This is a genomic window from Nodosilinea sp. LEGE 07298 (genome assembly GCF_015207265.1).
Taxonomy (GTDB): domain Bacteria; phylum Cyanobacteriota; class Cyanobacteriia; order Phormidesmidales; family Phormidesmidaceae; genus Nodosilinea.
The window spans coordinates 1-17,322 of sequence record NZ_JADEXE010000139.1; the positions used below are offsets into that span (position 1 = coordinate 1).

Below are 17,322 nucleotides of genomic sequence, written 5' to 3' on the forward strand. Positions count from 1 at the left end.
GGTGCAGAGGTAGCAATCTGGTCTTCGCCCTATTCAGTTCCTGGAGACCTTGCGCTGGCGATTGCCAGCCTCACCGCCGGGCTGACGGTGTTTGGGGTCAGCTTTTTCTACCGCTGGCTGGGGCAGAAAGTTGAGCGGATGGGCTGGCTGCGCGATCGCAGCCTCTGGTTAACGACCCTGGGAGGCACCTGCTTTGCGGGCGCTGACCTCACTGGGGCCAGCTTTGCGGGAGCCAGCCTCAAGCACACCCGGTTTGTCCCAGCTCAGCAGCCCACGATCTTGACCAACATCTGCTGGCAAGGTGCCAAACATCGAAATCGAGCCTGGTTTGACCACCAAGACCAGCCTTAGCCCTTGCGCCAGCTAAACCACCACCCCGGGCTGAATCAGGGCTAAGGCCGCCGCTAAAGCTTGGTGGCGACTTTCGACTAGGTGAATGGCGGGGGGAGCGGTGCCTTCGGTGCGTTTGCGCTGGGTGACAAACCGCTGCAAGTCAAGGGTTTGGAGGCGGCGCTTAACCTGGCCGGGTTTGACTACAATCCAGACGGTGCGATCGCGCCGAATCGAGTCCTGCACAATCGACTCGATCGCTAGCGCCGCCGTCACCCCAATGGTTGGCACGTCGCCCAGATCCAGCACCAGGGCTTTGTAATCTCTGACCAAGGATAGGCGGCGCGAAATGCTCTTAGCCGCCCCAAAGCTCATCGGCCCGCCCAGCTGAAACAGCAGAATATCGCCCTTTGACTGGGTAAGAATCGCTGTTTCGGCAGCGGACAGGTTGCTGTCTTCAGTGGCTGCGGTAATGGTTTTGATGCGATCGCTCTGCACATCGGTCAACCGCTTAATAGTCAGCACATTAGCCACAAAGGCCCCCACCAGCACCGCCGTAATCAGATCGATAAACACTGTCAAAAACAGCACCAGATACATAATGCCAGTGCCTCGCATCGAGATGCGGGGAGCCCGCTTGATAAAGCCCCAGTCCAAAATATCGAAGCCCACTTTGAGCAGGATTCCTGCCAGCACCGCATTGGGAATTTGCGCCGTCAGCGGCCCGGCCCAAAACACCACCATCAGCAGCACCAGGGCGTGGATAATGCCCGACAGGGGCGTGCGCCCTCCGGCCTGCACATTCACCACCGTGCGCATCGTGGCCCCGGCTCCCGGTAACCCGCCAAACAGACCCGACACCACATTGCCAATGCCTTGGCCAATCAGTTCTTTGTCAGAGTCGTGCTGGGTCTGCGAAATACTGTCGGCCACCAGTGACGTCAGCAGCGAGTCGATCGATCCCAGCACCGCCAGCATGATGCTATAGCGCAGCATATCGTCTAGCTCAGACAGGCTAAAGGTCGGCATTTGCCGAGTTGGCAGCCCAGTCGGAATTTCGCCAATGCGGGGCAGCTCAGCCTGGCCAAACACCATCACTGAGAAGGCCGTTACCACCACCAGCGCAATCAGGGGGGCTGGCAGCACCCGGTTGATCTTGGTCGGCACCAAAAACACAATCAGCAGGGTCAGCAACCCCAGCCCGACTGCCACTCCGTTGGGCTGGCTGAGTTGAGTGGGCAGGCTTTGCAGGGTGTCAATCACGCCGCCTACCGCCTGGTGCCCCAGCAGCGGCGGCAGCTGCAACAGCACAATGATTACCCCAATGCCCGACATAAAGCCTGAAATTACCGTGTAGGGCAGCAGGGTAATGTACTGCCCTAGGCGCATGAGCCCAAACCCGATTTGCAGCAGTCCGCCCATCATCACCACGGTAAACGCCATGGCTAGACCGGTATCGGGGTGGCGGGCCATCAGACTAGCAATCACGGTGGTGATCACTACCGTCATGGGGCCGGTGGGACCAGACACCTGGGTAGGCGTACCGCCCAGTAGGGCCGCAAAAAAACCGGTGAAAATGGCTCCGTAGAGACCGGCGATCGCGCCCGCCCCCGAAGCCACCCCAAAGGCCAGCGCTAGGGGCAACGCCACCACGGCTGCCGTCACTCCGCCAAAAACATCTCCTCGCCAGTGGCGAAAACTAAGGGTATTGACCAATGGAATCGACACGGTAGTAGAGCCTCAGTCGGTATCAGGTATAAAACTATCTCCGTCAAAGCTATAGCAACCGCCACACTCGTTAAGATGCTTTAACGACAGATCGTTAGGCGAGTGCGAGCTAGCCGCCTCAGGTTTAGCGATTGACCGATCAGTCATGCCGTAAGCGACTTGCAAACAAACAACATCCCGGCGTCATTCCCGCGCCAGCGGGAATCCACAGTTGAGCAGCTTATCTAGCGGGTACTTTATTTTTGGGCGCATCCCTCAGCAAATTGGCCAGCGCTATATTCAATCAGGCGTTAATGAGCTAACGGGAGGCCGACTGTGGATAGCTAGCTTTTCGACTAGGGTGGCGCTAGCTGTATTGAGACCTATCACCTCTACATCTGCCCCGGCGCGACGAAACTTATTCACGACTTTGTCTAAGGCCGCCACGGCCCCCTGGTCCCACAGATGGGCGTTGGTCAGGTCGATAGTAACGCGATCGACAAACTCATTAACGTTAAAGGCCCCTAAAAACTCATCGATCGACACGAAAAAAATCTGCCCCGACACAGTATAAATTCGGTGGCTGCCGTCATCCTTTAGCACCTTATCGACCAATACCAGTCGGGCAATTTTGCGCGAGAAAAACACCGTGCTCATCACGATGCCGGTCGCTACCCCCAGCGCAAAGTTGCGGGTAAAAATGGTCACCAGCATGGTGGTTAGCATCACCACCGTTTCGCTGCGCGGAATGCGGGCCATATCGCGAAAGGAGGCCCACCGAAAGGTACCGATCGAAACCATGATCATGACGGCTACCAGGGCCGCCATAGGGATCTGCCGTACCCAGCCGCTCAGAGCCAAGATAGCAAACAGCAAAAATACCCCGGCGCACAGGGTCGACAACCGACCGCGCCCCCCCGACTGCACGTTAATGACCGACTGACCAATCATGCCGCAGCCCGCCATACCGCCAAAAAAACTGGTGATGATATTGGCAATACCCTGGCCCTTGGCCTCCCGATTTTTGTCGCTGGGAGTGTCGGTTAGCTCATCTACTAGAGAGGCGGTGAGAAACGAGGCCAGCAGCCCCACTATCGCCATAGTCAGCGAGTAAGGCAGCACGATACGCAGGGTTTCGAGGGTAAAGGGCACCTGGGGCAGGGCAAAAATAGGCAGGGTCGTGGGCAGTTCGCCCATGTCGCCTACCGTAGGTACCTCAATGCCTAGGGTGATGACCGCTGTAGTCATGACAAACAGCGCCACCAGGGGCGATGGTATGACCTTAGTAAACCGGGGCAGCCCGTAAATAATTACCAAAGACAAGGCCGCAATCACGTATACCGACGGGGGCACATTGGTAAGCTGGGGCAGCTGGGCCAGAAAAATCAGCACCGCCAACGCGTTGATGTAGCCCACCATCACCGCTCGCGGCACGTAGCGCATTTGGCGGCCCAGCCTGAGTACGCCAAAAATGACCTGAAAAATGCCGGTCAGCAGGGTCGCCACCAGCAGGTACTCCAGCCCCCATTCGCGCACCAGGTCGATCATCAGCAGGGCCATGGCTCCGGTGGCCGCAGAAATCGATCCGGGACGTCCGCCCAAAAATGCGGTGGTGACGGCAATGACGAATGAGGTATAAAGCCCTACTTTGGGGTCAACCCCAGCGATGATCGAAAATGCGATCGCCTCGGGTATCAACGCTAGCCCCACCACTGCACCCGCTAAAATATCGGCCTTAGGGTTAGCCAACCACTCCTGCCTCAAGTTGCGAGGTTTTAGCTGTCGAAGCCTCAGCTTATAACTGTTCAATGTGCCTCCTCTTAACCCAAACGACCCTTTACCTTGGGGATGGGGCCTACTCTTTGTTCCACCTCAGTGTCCCGGTACAACCCATGCCTATGTAAGAGCAGATTTGAGGCAATGTCTAGGCGTTAAACCAAATAAACACACTTGCAACGACAGCGACGGCTGAGCATTAAACAAAAAACACATTCAGCTAAAGTTTGGGATGCGGAAAAACCAGTACAGCTGAGACTCCTAGAGCATTTCAGCTCTTATAAGGAGATCATGCTTTCAAGCCATCAATACAGCCTGAATGCTTGACGCCCTAACTGAGGCGTAAGGCGATCGCCTTACGATCGCCAATAGGGCACCGTGCTAGGCGTCTAGCTACAGCCCAGGCCCCTGCAAATACCCTTGTAAAGATAGATACACGCTGAGCCAAGGGCGACCAATCGGTGACGGACATCCTTAGTCTGTCGTCTACCACACCCTTGAATAAAAAAGGTTTACAGGAAGGGTGAAAGGGACTATTGTTTTTATATCGATCGTCCAACATAAATTTTCTGGTGCTTGGGTATCGTTTCAAAGCTGCTCAGAGGTTAGGCCGCAGCGCCTGAACACGTATGCCCAAAATTGTTGACCACGACCAGTACCGCAGGGAGTTATTAAATCAATGCTTTGACTTATTTGCTGAAAAGGGCTACGCGGCACTGACCATGCGCCAAATTGCCCAGGGGCTAGGGGTGTCTACAGGCACGCTCTACCACTACTTCCCCAGTAAAGAGGGCTTATTTGAGCAACTGGTGCGCGAAACCACGCTGCAAGATATCCAAAATGCGATCGCGGCTGGCCAGCATGAGTGTGTGCTGGGGCGCATAGAGGCTGCCCTAGAGTTTGTGGCTCAGAATGAAGACTTTTTGAGAAAGAAAATGCTGATCTGGATTGAGTTCTATCAGCATCAGCACCGGGAAAGTAGCGCACCCGTAGAGGTGTTTCATGACGTTTGGCAAGAGAGTAAGCAGCAGATAGCCGCCCTGCTGGGGCTAGATGACCCGCAGCTGATGGGGTTCCTATGCTGTGCGGTAGACGGCATTTTACTGCACCGTATTTACGAGCCGCAGAGCTGCTCATTTCGCGATCGCGCCCGCCTGCTGGTCGATATGGTCAGGCTCTACCTGATCGATCAGGGCGCACTATCATCTCTTAATAATTGACGGCTACGATATAAGGCTTGGCATAGCTGGCCTGGGCGAGGCCTTGGGACATACCTCTAAAATTCTCTGCATTACCATTAGGCAATGGCATCTCATGTCTAACGCGCAATCAAAGTCTGGTGATTCTATGCTGCCAGTAACCATTCGTAGATCGGGTCGGGCTTTGGGGGCCGCGATCGCCCTGTCGCTAGCCGTAGCGGCCTGCAGTCAATCTCAGCCACCGGGGGCAATGGGGCCTCAGGCAGTGCAGGTGCGGGTGCAAGAACTTCAGCCCGGCACCTTTGAAGAAGGCTCTGACTTTGTGGGCTCCCTAGAGGCCGAGCAGCGCATTGAGCTCAAGCCCGAGGTAGAGGGTCGGGTGACTCAGGTGTTGGTCAGCTCTGGCAGCACCGTGGCCCAGGGCCAGCCTGTGGTGCAGCTCAGCACCGACCAGGTGCAGTCCGAAGTAGCCGCCAATCAAGCCGCTGCCCAGGCCGCTGGTTTTGGGCGCGAGGCCGCCCAGGCCCAAGTCGATGCTGCCCAGGCTCAGCTCGCCCGCGCCCAGGCCGACGTCGAACTGGCTGCCGTAGAGTTTCGCCGCACCGAGCGTCTCGTAGGGGCAGGGGCGCTAAGCCGCCAAGATCTAGACAACGCCCAGAACCAGCTCAACGTCGCCCAGGCCGCCCAGCGCCAGGCCGAAGACAACGTGCGAGCGGCTCAGGCTCAGCTTCAGCAGGCGCTCTCAACCTTCGAGCAGGCTCAGGCTCAGGTCGATGTCAGTCAGGCCGACGTGGGCTTTAAACAGGTGGTGGCACCGGTTGCCGGTCGCCTAGGCGACGTGTCGCTCAAGGTCGGCGATTACGTAGAGGCGGGCCAAACCCTAGCCACCATTACCCAAAATAGCGAGCTGTTTTTGCGCATTCAGGTGCCAACGACGCGGGCCAGCCAGCTGCGGACGGGGATTCCGGTGGAGCTACTGAGCCCTGACACGGGCGAGCCCTTGGCCACGGGCAGCGTTAACTTTATTTCGCCCGAGGTCAATGGGGAAGGCCAATCGATTTTAGTGAAGGCCCGTTTCCCGAATGAGGCGGGCAACCTGCGGGATGGCCAGTTTGTGCGAGCCAGGCTGATCTGGAGCACCACCGCAACGCTGCTGGTGCCCACGGTAGCAGTGACTCGTATCGCTGGGCAGAGCTTTGTGTTTGTAGCCACCGACCAGCCCCAAGAAGACGGGCAAACCCAGCGGGTGGCTTCTCAGCAGCCAGTACAGCTGGGGCAAATTCAGGGGAACAACTACCAGGTGATAGACGGGCTGCAACCCGGCGATGACGTGATTGTGACCAATATTTTGCAGCTGCAAGACGGCAGTCCAATTGCTCCCGAAGCCCAAACCTCAGGTACACCCTAGGTGGTGACGCCATAGTGTGGAGTTGCTTGCTGCTTTAACCGTTGTTTTGGCGTCTGTCTGGCGCGATTCGCAAGGCGATTTCTACAGGAATCGCGGCCCCTTTATCCTTTAAGCCCCCGGTATTCTACCCATGGCGCTGTTCTCCGTTGCTGATAACTTTATTCGTCGCCCGGTACTGACGACTGTATGCACGCTGCTGATTGTGCTGGCGGGGGCGGTGGCTATTCCGCTGCTGCCGATTGAGCAACTGCCCGAGATTGCCCCTTTGCAGATTCAGGTGGCCTCTAACTACACCGGGGCCGATGCCGAAACCGTGGAGAACAATGTCACGACGGTGCTGGAGCGGGAGATCAACGGCGTTGAGGGAATGGAGTTTATTACCTCTAGCAGTACAAACACGGGCCAGAGCACCATTAACGTGGTGTTTCAGCCCGGCCGCAGCAAAGACATTGCCCAGGTGGATGTGCAAAATCGGGTGGCCCGAGCCGAGCCGCAGCTGCCGCCGGAGGTGACCCAGCTGGGGGTAACGGTAAACGCTCAGTCGCCCAGCATTTTGCTGGTGTATCGCTTCTTTACCGATGACGATCGCTACGATGCGCTGTTCCTGAGCAACTACGCCGACCTGTTCATTCTCGACGAAATGAAGCAGCTCAACGGCGTGGGCAATGCCGAGGTGTTTGGAGCCGGGCGCTATGCCATGCGCCTGTGGCTCGACCCGGCAGCTCTGGCCAGTCAGGCGCTGACCCCCAACGACGTGGTGGCGGCCCTCCAAGAGCAAAACGTGCAGGTGGGAGGTGGCTCGATTGGTGCCCCGCCAGTGGACAGTAACCAGGCCTACCAGTACACAGTGCGGCTGCCCGGTCGTCTAGAGGAGGTAGAAGAATTTGAGAACCTGGTGGTCAAAGTCGGCGAAAACGGCAACCTGGTGCGGCTGCAAGATGTGGGTCGAGCCGAACTAGGGGCTCAGGACTACAGCTTTGATGCTAAAACCGAGGGCAAGTTGGCGGCAGGCCTGCTGATATACCAGCTGCCGGGCAGTAACGCCTTAGAAGTCGCCCGTTCGGTACGGGCGCGGATGACTGAGTTAGAAGCTACCTTTCCGCCGGGCTATCGGGCTGAGCTGGTGTTTGACACCACCGATTTTGTGCGGGTGTCGCTGAGGGAGGTGCTGATTACCCTGATTACCGCGATCGCCCTAGTGCTGCTGATCTTGTTCATCTTCTTGCAGGACTGGCGAGCGACCATCGTGCCTGCGATCGCGATTCCGGTATCGCTGATTGGCACCATGGCGTTTTTGCTGGTGTTTGGGTTTTCTATCAACACGCTGACGCTGTTTGGCTGCATTCTGGCCTCGGGCGTGGTAGTGGATGACGCCATTGTGATTGTCGAGGCCATTGCCGCCAAAATTGACCAGGGCATGCGCCCTCGCCTGGCTGCTCTCGATGCCATGCAGGAGCTATCGGGGGCGGTCATTGCGACGTCGCTAGTGCTGATGGCGGTCTTTATTCCGGTGGCCTTTTTCCCAGGCAGCACTGGCAAAATTTATCAGCAGTTTGCCCTCACGATTGCCTTTGCGATCGTGGTCTCGACCTTCAACGCCCTGAGCTTTTCGCCCGCTATGTCGGCTCTGCTGCTGCGCCCGACGACAGCAGCGCGAGGTGGCCCCCTAGCCGGGTTCTTTACCTGGTTTAACCGTCAACTGGCGCGAATTATCGAGCGCTACCGGCAGCTGGTGCGAATGCTGATTCGGTTGCGCTACGGCGTAGTGGCCCTGTTTGTGGTAGGGCTGCTACTGATGGTGGCCATGCTGCGGGTGGTACCTACCGGCTTTGTGCCCGAAGAAGACCAGGGCTATTTTCTGGGCATTGTGCAGGCCCCCGATGGCGTATCGCTGGAGTACACCAAAGGGGTAATGGCCCAGGCCGACACGCTGATCTCGCAGTTTCCGGAGGTGACCAGCACCTTTATGCTGTCGGGCTTTGGCTTTGATGGCCCTTCCCCTAATAAGGGCGTGTTTTTTGCCACCCTAGCCCCCTGGGAAGACCGCCGCGCCCCGGAGTCAACGGTGGCGGGGCTGCTGCCTCAGGTCAATGGGGCGCTCTCGGGCATTCAAGAGGCGCTGGTGATTGCCTTTAACGCGCCACCGGTGCCCGGTTTTAGCCCCACCGGTGCGCTAGAGATGCAGCTGCAAGACCGCAGCGGCAACCAAATGAGCATTGATCAGTTTTTAGGCAACGCCTACGAAATTATCGGCCTGGCCAATCAATCGCCCGCGTCGATGGGGGTGTTTACTCAATTCACCGCTAGCTCGCCCCAGGTGCAGGTCGATGTCAACCGCGATCGCCTCAAGGCCCTCGATATTGATATCAGCGATGCCCTCAACACCGTAGGCACCTACCTGGGGTCGCGCTACGTCAACGACTTTACGAGCGGCGGGCGTAACTACCGCGTCTATGTGCAGGCTGAGGAGGGGTTCCGCAACGAGCCGTCGGATATCAACAGCATTTACGTGCGATCGCGCCAGGGCACGATGGTGCCCCTAGGCGAGGTGGTAAGCCTGAGCGAGGTGGTGGGGCCATCGACGATCAACCACTTCAACCTGCTGCGAGCGATCAAGCTGGAGGGTATGCCCGCACCGGGGGCTAGCTCGGGTCAGCTGATTGCGGCGATGAGCGAGGCCCACGCTCAGGCGGCACTGCCGGTGGTGGGGCAGGCCTGGCAGGGCACCGCCCGCGAAGAAATTGCCTCCGGTGGCCTGGCTACGATTATCTTTGGGCTGGGGGTACTGGTGGTGTTTTTGGTGCTGGCGGCCCAGTACGAAAACTACGTCGACCCAATCATCATTCTGCTAACGGTGCCGCTGGCCGTGCTGGGAGCCCTGGTGTTTTTGTTCTTGCGGGGGCTCGACCTCAACATCTACGCCCAGGTGGGCCTAGTGATGCTGATTGGCCTGGCCAGTAAAAATGCCATTCTGATTGTGGAGTTTGCTAACCAGGCTCGCAGTCAGGGGTTGGGATTGGTACCCGCTGCGATCGCCGCCGCCGAACAGCGATTTCGCCCCATCATCATGACGGCCATCTCATCACTGGTGGGGTTCTCGCCGCTGCTGGTTGCGACTGGGGCCGGTAGCGCTAGCCGCTGGGCGGTGGGCTATACGGTGTTTGGCGGCCTGCTGGTGGCCACGGTGCTGAGCCTGCTGGTGGTGCCCGTGCTCTACGTCATTCTCAAAGGTCTGGCCGAGCGGGTGCTACCCGGTGGCCCTGGGGCACCGCCCATGACTGCCTCGACCAGCCTGAGTGGCGATCGCTCCACATCTGAAGCAGATGAGGCCATGGCCCCGCTGCGATTTACGGAGCAATCGCCAGGAGAATCGCGGGGAGAAACCCCCGCCTAGGCGATCGCTATCTGGCACTCGGGCCAGGCCAAGACTAGAATTTATAGCGTTGGCTAGATGGCCCTACCAGACACAATGGCCAAACATACCACTGGTTGAGGTCACCGCTCTGGTCACAACTACTAAGGAGTCGATATGGAAGGGGAAGGGTCGCAGGCCGAACTGGCTGCTCGACTAGAAGCGCTAGAAGCCAGGGTGGAAGGATTCATTCAGCAGGGAATAACTGAGCGCGTTGCCCGGCTTGAAGATGCCCTCACCCTGGTGACCGATGTCGAACGCTACCAGCCGCTGCAGCGCTTGCTTAAAACCGGCAAGCTGCTAGAGGCCGATGAAGAAACCGTGCGGGTCATTTTGCAGGAGGCGGGCACGCCCGATCGCGAAGATCTTACCCCCAATGCCATTCGTTTGTTTCCCTGTAGCGTGCTGCGAGTGGTGGATCGGCTGTGGACAACCTACACGGGCGGGCGCTTTGGCTTTAGCATTCAGCTGCAGATTTATCAGTCGGTAGGCGGCACCCTAGAGAGCGCGATCGCTCAAGATAGCGCCGTGCTCAATCGCCTGGGTGAACAGGTGGGCTGGCGACAAAACAACCAGTGGAAGACCATTGATCAGGCCCGCCACGATCTGGATGACCCCGTAGGCTGCTACCCAGTGGTCTGGTGGGATTCGCCCTACGGGGCCAAAATGGTTAACTACTTTATGGCCCGGCTGTTTACCTGTGAACTGTAGGTCTAATACTAAATCCGCCTTAACCAACCGGGGGTGGCCAAGGCGGATTCAGCATCACAGCACCATCTGTACAAAAAAGCACCCGCGTTGAAAATACAAGGCGGGTGTTCAACCGTTTTAGGGGTCAGAACTGCTCTCTAACTACAGCAATACAGGACGCTATCTAAACCCAACCGCTCAAGGGGCAACCTACTCTGCCCCGGTTTCGGGAGCGACCATCTCAGGTGCTTCGGTCTGGGCCTGCTGGCGGCGCAGGGCATCCTGCTGTAGAGTGCGGAAGTTGGTCGCTTCATCGCTAATGCGGCCCCGATGCTGGCGTCTAAAGTCGCTGGAGCTGCGATCGTTCATCAGTACGGCCCGGTGAATTAGGTCGAAGGGGCTAGCGCTTTCGCCAAACAGACCGCCGCCAGCGTCTGTGGTGCCAAAGCCCTCATTGGCGTCGACGCGAGGGGCACGGGTAGGATCGGTGCCAGTCGACTGAGCCAGGGCAGCGGGAGCTAGGACTAGTAGACCCAGGGCTGCGATCGCGGCGGCTACCGGACGAGAGACAAACGTTGGGTAAGCCATAGGAGCACTCCTCAACACCATAACGACTCAAACTTTGTGGGCAGGCTTTTGGGCACAGGTAATTGTGCTGTCTAAGCCTGTATTGTAGCGGCTAACTCGCTAACCGCCGACCCTTATCGCCCAGCTTCAAAATTGGCCAAGCCATCCATATCCTAAGGAGTAAAACCCCAGCATTAATCAGCGACCGTAGCCGCTGTAGGGTGGGCACTGCCCACCACTAGGGAAATTGCTTTGCAGAAGTTGCCTAAAACCCAAATTCAGGCAATACGACGGCGCAGCAGCGGCTGAATCAGCCCCAGCGATAGCCCGCAAAAGGCTACCAAAACCGCTAGACAAGCGCCCAATGACACAGCCGCAAAGGGAGTTTGCAGTACGGTGCTGCCCAAACCCCAGCTAGGGTGTAGATACACGTAGCGAATGGGCTCGATCGCATAGGTCAGCGGGTTTAGGCTAGCTACCACCTGCAACCAGCCGGGCATAAAGTCTAGGGGCACCAGGGCCGTGCTCGAAAACAGCAGCGGCAGATTGGTGACAAAAATCACCCCAATTAATTCAATGTGGCCGGGTAAAGCAAAGGTCAGCCCAAGGCTGAGTGCCGTCACGCCCAGCACTAGGGCCATGACGATAAACAACACCAGCAGCAGCCCCGACAAGCTGGGCAGCCCCGCCCCTAGCACGGCGCTCAGACCCAAAATTGCCGCCGTTTGCACCAGACTCAGGGCGGCAATAAATAGCGCCGACGCCACCACAATGGAGTAGCGCGAGGCCAAGGGTGCGACTAAAAAGCGGTTTAAAAAGCCAAACTCGCGATCAAACATCACCGGCAGCCCGGCGTTGAGGGCACCGCCAAAGGCCGTAAATACAATAATGCCTGCCCCCAAAAACTGGCCGTAGTTGCGGCTTTCGCCAAACAGCCCGGCGGGCACGTTTTGAAATAGCGCTCCAAACAGCACCAGCCAAATCAGCGGCTGAATGACCCCCGCCACCAAAGTGGTAGGGCGACGCTGTAGCTGAATAAACAGCCGTCGGGTCATGGCCAGGGTCTCTTGCAAGAAGGCCCCTGAAACCAGCCCCTGCGACTTGATCAGATCAGCCTTCCAGGCGTTAAGTTCTGAATTTTCGAGGCTGGGGGCAGCCTCTCGGGTGGAAGAGGTGGAAATGGTGGTACTCATGGTGTTATCCTAGCGTCCCTTCATAGCCTGTTTCTTTTCTTTCTTGAGGTCGCGCTGGCCCACGGCAGCCAGTTCGGCATCCATTAGCGTGCGGCCTGTCGCCGCCAGATACACATCGTCGAGACTGGGGCGCGACTGAGCCAGGCCAAAGACGGGCAGATCAGCGGCTTTAAGAGCCTGCTGCACGGTGAGCAGCACATCGGGCTGGCGGTCTACCACCAGGTTGAGCGAGTTACCCTGGGCGGCGTTGACGATCACCTCACGCACAAAGGGCAGATCGGCCAGCATCGTGCGGGCGCTTTCGGCCTCATCATCAGAGGTGAATTCGCGAATGCGTAGGGTGATGCGATCGCCGCCAATCTTGTCTTTCAGGTCGCTGGGGGTACCGGAGGCAATTACTCGGCCCTGGTCGATAATCGCTACGCGATCGGCCAGGGCATCGACCTCTTCGAGGTAGTGGCTGGTAATCAAAATGGTGGTGCCTGCCGCCCGCAGCTGCCGCAGAAACATCCACACCGCCGATCGCGTTTCAATGTCGAGGCCCACAGTGGGTTCGTCGAGTACCAGCAGATCGGGCTGGTGCAGTAGCCCCAGGGCCAAATCGAGGCGCTTTCTAAGCCCGCCTGAGTAATTGCCCGTCTTTTTGTCGGCCCAGTCGCCCAGTTCTAGTAGGTCGATCATCTGGTCAATGCGGCGACCAGAGACCCCCTTGGGCATGTGGTAAATATCCGCCTGGAGCTGGAGCAGCTCGCGCCCGGTGAGCACCTTGTCGAGGGCGACCTCTTGGGCAATGTAGCCCAGGTACTGGCGCACCAGCCGGGGCTGGTCAACCACCGAGACCCCCATCACCTCTAGGGTGCCGCTGTCGGGGGTAGTCAGGGTGCAGAGGCAGCGAATGGTGGTGGTTTTGCCCGCCCCGTTCGGCCCCAGCAGGCCAAAGATTTCGCCCGATTGAATAGTGAGCGATACATCCTGCACCGCCGTCACCGCCCCGTAGGACTTCTTCAGGTTTTGAATCGTTACCGCTGCGCCCATCTGTAGAGCTAGCCCCAATTGCGTTCCTACTCTGGTTATTCTACAGAACTCCACCGGGCGGCGGGAGGGCAATGGTCAAAGACCGGCTCAAAGGGCGATCGCAGTTGTGGCCCATTCTTGTCGTCACTAGAGCGGTGTCGTCCCTGTCCTGTTAAGCAAAGCGTAGGGTTTCCGCTGTTATAAACAAAGGCGGTTTACGCTCAGTAAAAATCCTTCTTTTCGCCCCCATTCCTAAGTTTTCCAAAACCCCAGGAATTTTAAGCTCCCTGTTTACCCGATCGCCCTATGGCTGCTTTTTACGATGCGTTTATCTCCTATGCGCGGGCTGACAGCAAAGCCTTTGCGATCGCCCTCAAAGAGCAGCTCAAGGTGCGGGGCCTGAGCCAGATCTGGCTCGATTTAGATGACATTCCTTCGGCGACCGACTGGCAGGGGCGCATTGACGACGCCATTGAGCGATCGCACCACGTCATCTACATCATTTCGCCCTCGGCGATGGCCTCGCCCTACTGCAAGCTAGAGCTAGAGCGGGCGATCGCCTACGGCAAGCGCATCATTCCGCTGCTGCACGTGGGCGGGGGCGACAGTGCCGCCTGGGCCACCCATGACCCCACCGGCTGCGCCACCATTCGCCTGCTCAACTGGATCTGGTGCCGTGACGGGGTCGATGACCCGGCCCAGTACCTCGACAAACTCAGCCGCACCCTGCACGTTTGCGACGAAAAAACCGGCGCTGAGCAGCCCGAGGTGAAAGCCTACCTGCACCAGCACACCACCCTGCTCACCCAGGCCCTGGGGTGGGATCGCCGCCATCGCGAAACTCGGTTTTTGCTGGTGGGCCGCGATCGCCAAGCCGCAGAAACCTGGCTGCGCACTCGCACTATTGAGAGGGCACCGCTGCCCTGCACCCCCACCGACCTGCACTGCGAATTTATTACCGAGAGCATCAAAAACGCCAGCAACCTGATGACCCAGGCGTTTTTGTGCCACAGCGACCAAGACCAGGCAGCGGCGGATCAACTGCGGCGATCGCTGCTGCGCCAGGGCATCACGGTGTGGAACTACCGCACCGATATTCAAACCAGCCAAGACTACACCAGCGCCATTGGCCAGGGCATTGAAGAGGCCGACAATGTGGTGTTTGTGCTGTCGCCCCACTCGGCCCAGTCACCCTACTGCCAGCAGGAACTGGCCCAGGCGATCGCGCTCAACAAGCGGGTGATTCCGGTGCTGGCGGCCCCGGTGGAACCGGAGCTGGTGCCCGAGGGGCTGCGTACCATTCAGCACATCGACCTGACCGACAACACCCAGGCCAGCGACTATGCAGCCGATGAAAGCCAACTGTTCAGGCAGCTCAACACCGATGCCGCCTACCACACCGAGCACAAAACCTGGCTGGTGCAGGCGCTGAAGTGGCAGCGGCAGCAGCAAAACCCCACCCTGCTGCTGCGGGGCTACAACCTGCGCCGGGCCGAAAGCTGGCTAAAGGTGGCCCGCACCCACCGCCACCTGCCCACCGCGCTGCACGAGCAGTTCATTGCCGAGAGCCTGCGCCAGCCGCCCAACCCGGCACTGGATGTGTTTATCTCCTACTCGCGGGTGGATTCTGACTTTGCCCGTCGGCTGAACGATGCCTTGCAAACCCAGGGCAAACGCACCTGGTTTGACCAGGAGAGCATCGCCACCGGCACCGACTTTCAGCAGGAGATTTACCGGGGCATCGAAAGCTCGGATGTGTTTGTGTTTGTGCTGTCGCCGGAGTCGGTGAACTCGCCCTTTTGTGCTGATGAGGTGGAGTATGCCCAGGGGCTAAATAAGCGCATGGTGACGGTGCTGCATCGGGCGATCGATGTGGCCGACCTGCACCCGGTGCTGGCCAAGCTGCAATGGCTAGATTTTCGCGAGCACGATGGCGACTTTCAGGCGAATTTTGCCGGGTTGCTGAGGACGCTGGATACGGATCGGGAGCATTTGGAGACCCATACGCGGCTGCTGGTGCGATCGGGCGAGTGGGATCGGCGGGGGCGGGATGAAAGTCTGCTGCTGCGGGGGCAAGACTTGCAAACGGCTGAAACCTGGCTAATAAGTAACGCAGCAGTGGAACCCCAGCCTACGGGTTTGCAGCAAGAGTACATTCGAGCGGGTAGGGCGAGACAAGAAGCGGAAGCGGCGGCTGAGAAAAAGCTGCGGCGGGGTAGGCGGCTTGGGGTATTGGCGGCGGTGGCTGGCATTGTAGTCGCCGCTGGTGCTGGCTGGTTGGCCCGAACAGAACAGCAAAAGGCTATCGCTTCTATTGAAGAGGCCGATGCGCGCATCGCCCAGGCGGATATGCAGGTGGCTGAAGCTAACACCAAGAGAGACAAAGCCAACCAACAGACTGAGACAGCTAGGCAGGAAACCCAACAAGCTAAGCGCGATCAGCAGGAAGCCCAAAATGCTGCGACTGCCGCCGCCCAGGCCCAACAAACCGCCGAAACCCGCGCCAGAGAAGCCGACGGCAAAGCCCAAACAGCGGCTGTGGCCCAGCAGCAGGCGGAAGCCAGTGCCCAAGCCGCCGATGCCAAGGCTCAAGCTGCCGACACCAAAGCTCAAGCTGCGGAGGTGAGAGCCAAAGATGCCGACATCAGAACAGCTAATGCCCGAAGAGACCAGCGCCTAGCTCAAATCGGCACTCGCCTGGAGCAAGCCGGAACTTTCGCTCTAAGCCGCTTTGAGTTTAACCAAATTGAAGCCTTACTCAAAGCCCTAAAGGCCGGGAGTGAGCTACAAACTGCCGTGGCCGAAGCTGGCATCCCCGTCAAGGCTATCTCTAGGTACCCTGCCGCCAGCCCTATTTTTGCCTTGCAGCAGCTACAAGTTAATCTTCCTAGAGGTCTGTTAGCCCATCAGGATTTCATCTTCAGCGCCAGCTTTAGCGCGACGGGGGATGCAGTGGTCACCGCATCAGCCAATAGCACTGCGCGGGTGTGGGATCTCAAAACGGGTCAATCTGTACTTCTCGAAGGCTATATTGATGTCGTCGAAGGCCACACCTTTTTCGTCAGAAGCGCCCTCTTTAATGCGACTGGGGATCAGGTGGTCACCGCGTCAGACGATGGCACCGCGCAGGTGTGGGATCTCAAGACGGGGGAATCGACCCTCCTCGAAGGCCACATCGATTCCGTCACTAGCGCCATTTTTAACGCAATGGGGGATGTGGTGGTCACTGCTTCACGCGATGGCACGGCGCGGGTGTGGGATCTCAAGTCAGGACAATCTACTCCCCTCGAAGGCCACACCGATTCCGTCACCAGTGCCAGCTTCAACAGGACGGGGGAGGCAGTGGTAACTTCGTCAGAGGATGGCACAGCGCGTGTATGGGATCTCCAGACGGGGGAATCGACACTCCTCGAAGGCCACACCGGTTCCATCACTAGCGCCAGCTTTAACGCAACGGGGGATGCGGTGGTTACTGCTTCACGCGATAGCACGGCGCGGGTGTGGGATCTCAAGACGGGGGAATTGACACTCCTTGAAGGCCATACCGGTGCCGTCACTAGCGCCAGCTTTAACGCAACGGAGGATGCGGTGGTCACTTCGTCAGAGGATGGCACAGCGCGGGTGTGGGATCTCAAGACGGGGAAATCGAGGCCCCTCGAAGGCCACACCGGTTCCGTCAACAGCGCTAGATTTAATGCGATGGGGGATCAAGTGGTCACCGCGTCAGAGGATGATACCGCGCGGGTGTGGGATCTTAAGACGGGAGAATCGACACCCCTTGAAGGCCACACTGGTATCGTTAGAAGCGCCAGCTTTGATGCGATGGGGGATACAGTGGTCACCGCGTCACGCGATGGCACGGCGCGGGTGTGGGATCTTAAGACGGGAGAATCGACACCGGGAGCATGTCAGGTTTGCAAGGAGGGTTGAAATAGGTGAGGATGCCAGTGTTGACCTAGCGACCTAACCGATGACCCCCGAGAAAGCAGCCCAACTCAAAACCCACCTTGAGGCTATCGCTGAACT

Annotated in this window: 11 protein-coding genes; 6 read left to right on the forward strand and 5 right to left on the reverse strand. The window is 58.4% G+C overall.

Annotated features, from left to right (window positions below; translation table 11 throughout):
- The coding region (locus IQ273_RS18495) for a pentapeptide repeat-containing protein (protein ID WP_194024640.1) at nt 1-351 on the forward strand (351 nt) is incomplete at its 5' end.
- A 12-nt stretch (nt 352-363) separates the two neighbouring features.
- Here the strand turns inward: IQ273_RS18495 and IQ273_RS18500 are convergent.
- On the reverse strand, nt 364-2,058 hold the full coding sequence (locus IQ273_RS18500; protein ID WP_194024641.1) for a SulP family inorganic anion transporter: 1,695 nt from the start codon (nt 2,056-2,058) through the stop codon (nt 364-366).
- 279 nt (nt 2,059-2,337) lie between these two features.
- Nucleotides 2,338-3,786: a SulP family inorganic anion transporter gene (locus IQ273_RS18505; RefSeq protein ID WP_228053348.1), complete on the reverse strand. Its 1,449-nt coding sequence runs from the start codon at nt 3,784-3,786 to the stop codon at nt 2,338-2,340.
- Nucleotides 3,787-4,442: 656 nt separating this feature from the next.
- On the opposite strand from IQ273_RS18505, the gene IQ273_RS18510 reads away from it, so the two are divergent.
- The 4 genes from IQ273_RS18510 to IQ273_RS18525 all read left to right on the forward strand — a co-directional run bounded on the left by IQ273_RS18510 (nt 4,443) and on the right by IQ273_RS18525 (nt 10,543).
- Nucleotides 4,443-5,033: a TetR/AcrR family transcriptional regulator gene (locus tag IQ273_RS18510; RefSeq protein WP_194024642.1), complete on the forward strand. Its 591-nt coding sequence runs from the start codon at nt 4,443-4,445 to the stop codon at nt 5,031-5,033.
- Between the two features lie 127 nt (nt 5,034-5,160).
- Nucleotides 5,161-6,420 carry an efflux RND transporter periplasmic adaptor subunit gene (locus tag IQ273_RS18515; protein ID WP_194024643.1) on the forward strand — a complete coding sequence of 420 codons (1,260 nt, stop codon included), beginning with the start codon at nt 5,161-5,163 and terminating at the stop codon, nt 6,418-6,420.
- Between the two features lie 130 nt (nt 6,421-6,550).
- A complete protein-coding gene (locus IQ273_RS18520) occupies nt 6,551-9,814 on the forward strand; it encodes an efflux RND transporter permease subunit (protein WP_194024644.1) in 3,264 nt (1,087 codons plus the stop codon).
- Nucleotides 9,815-9,949: 135 nt separating this feature from the next.
- On the forward strand, nt 9,950-10,543 hold the full coding sequence (locus tag IQ273_RS18525) for a GUN4 domain-containing protein (RefSeq protein ID WP_194024645.1): 594 nt from the start codon (nt 9,950-9,952) through the stop codon (nt 10,541-10,543).
- Between the two features lie 189 nt (nt 10,544-10,732).
- Here IQ273_RS18525 and IQ273_RS18530 read toward each other — a convergent pair whose 3' ends face one another.
- The 3 genes from IQ273_RS18530 to IQ273_RS18540 all read right to left on the reverse strand — a co-directional run bounded on the left by IQ273_RS18530 (nt 10,733) and on the right by IQ273_RS18540 (nt 13,317).
- Nucleotides 10,733-11,110, reverse strand: coding sequence for a hypothetical protein (locus tag IQ273_RS18530; protein ID WP_194024646.1), 378 nt, complete (start codon nt 11,108-11,110; stop codon nt 10,733-10,735).
- Nucleotides 11,111-11,367: 257 nt separating this feature from the next.
- On the reverse strand, nt 11,368-12,282 hold the full coding sequence (locus IQ273_RS18535; RefSeq protein WP_194024647.1) for an ABC transporter permease: 915 nt from the start codon (nt 12,280-12,282) through the stop codon (nt 11,368-11,370).
- A 9-nt stretch (nt 12,283-12,291) separates the two neighbouring features.
- Nucleotides 12,292-13,317 (reverse strand): ABC transporter ATP-binding protein, encoded by a 1,026-nt coding sequence (locus IQ273_RS18540; protein ID WP_194024650.1) that lies wholly within the window; start codon nt 13,315-13,317, stop codon nt 12,292-12,294.
- Nucleotides 13,318-13,602: 285 nt separating this feature from the next.
- Between IQ273_RS18540 and IQ273_RS18545 the strand changes: the two genes are divergently transcribed.
- The gene (locus IQ273_RS18545) at nt 13,603-17,226 is read left to right on the forward strand and encodes a toll/interleukin-1 receptor domain-containing protein (RefSeq protein WP_194024648.1); all 3,624 of its coding nucleotides are present in this window, start codon (nt 13,603-13,605) and stop codon (nt 17,224-17,226) included.
- Nucleotides 17,227-17,322: the final 96 nt, after the last annotated feature.

Bases quoted from the DNA above. Each gene is read 5' to 3' on its own strand.
- IQ273_RS18510 (WP_194024642.1), top strand. From the start codon at position 4,443: ATGCCCAAAATTGTTGACCACGACCAGTACCGCAGGGAGTTATTAAAT.
- IQ273_RS18515 (WP_194024643.1), top strand. From the start codon at position 5,161: ATGCTGCCAGTAACCATTCGTAGATCGGGTCGGGCTTTGGGGGCCGCG.
- IQ273_RS18520 (WP_194024644.1), top strand. From the start codon at position 6,551: ATGGCGCTGTTCTCCGTTGCTGATAACTTTATTCGTCGCCCGGTACTG.
- IQ273_RS18525 (WP_194024645.1), top strand. From the start codon at position 9,950: ATGGAAGGGGAAGGGTCGCAGGCCGAACTGGCTGCTCGACTAGAAGCG.
- IQ273_RS18530 (WP_194024646.1), bottom strand. From the start codon at position 11,110: ATGGCTTACCCAACGTTTGTCTCTCGTCCGGTAGCCGCCGCGATCGCA.
- IQ273_RS18535 (WP_194024647.1), bottom strand. From the start codon at position 12,282: ATGAGTACCACCATTTCCACCTCTTCCACCCGAGAGGCTGCCCCCAGC.
- IQ273_RS18540 (WP_194024650.1), bottom strand. From the start codon at position 13,317: ATGGGCGCAGCGGTAACGATTCAAAACCTGAAGAAGTCCTACGGGGCG.
- IQ273_RS18545 (WP_194024648.1), top strand. From the start codon at position 13,603: ATGGCTGCTTTTTACGATGCGTTTATCTCCTATGCGCGGGCTGACAGC.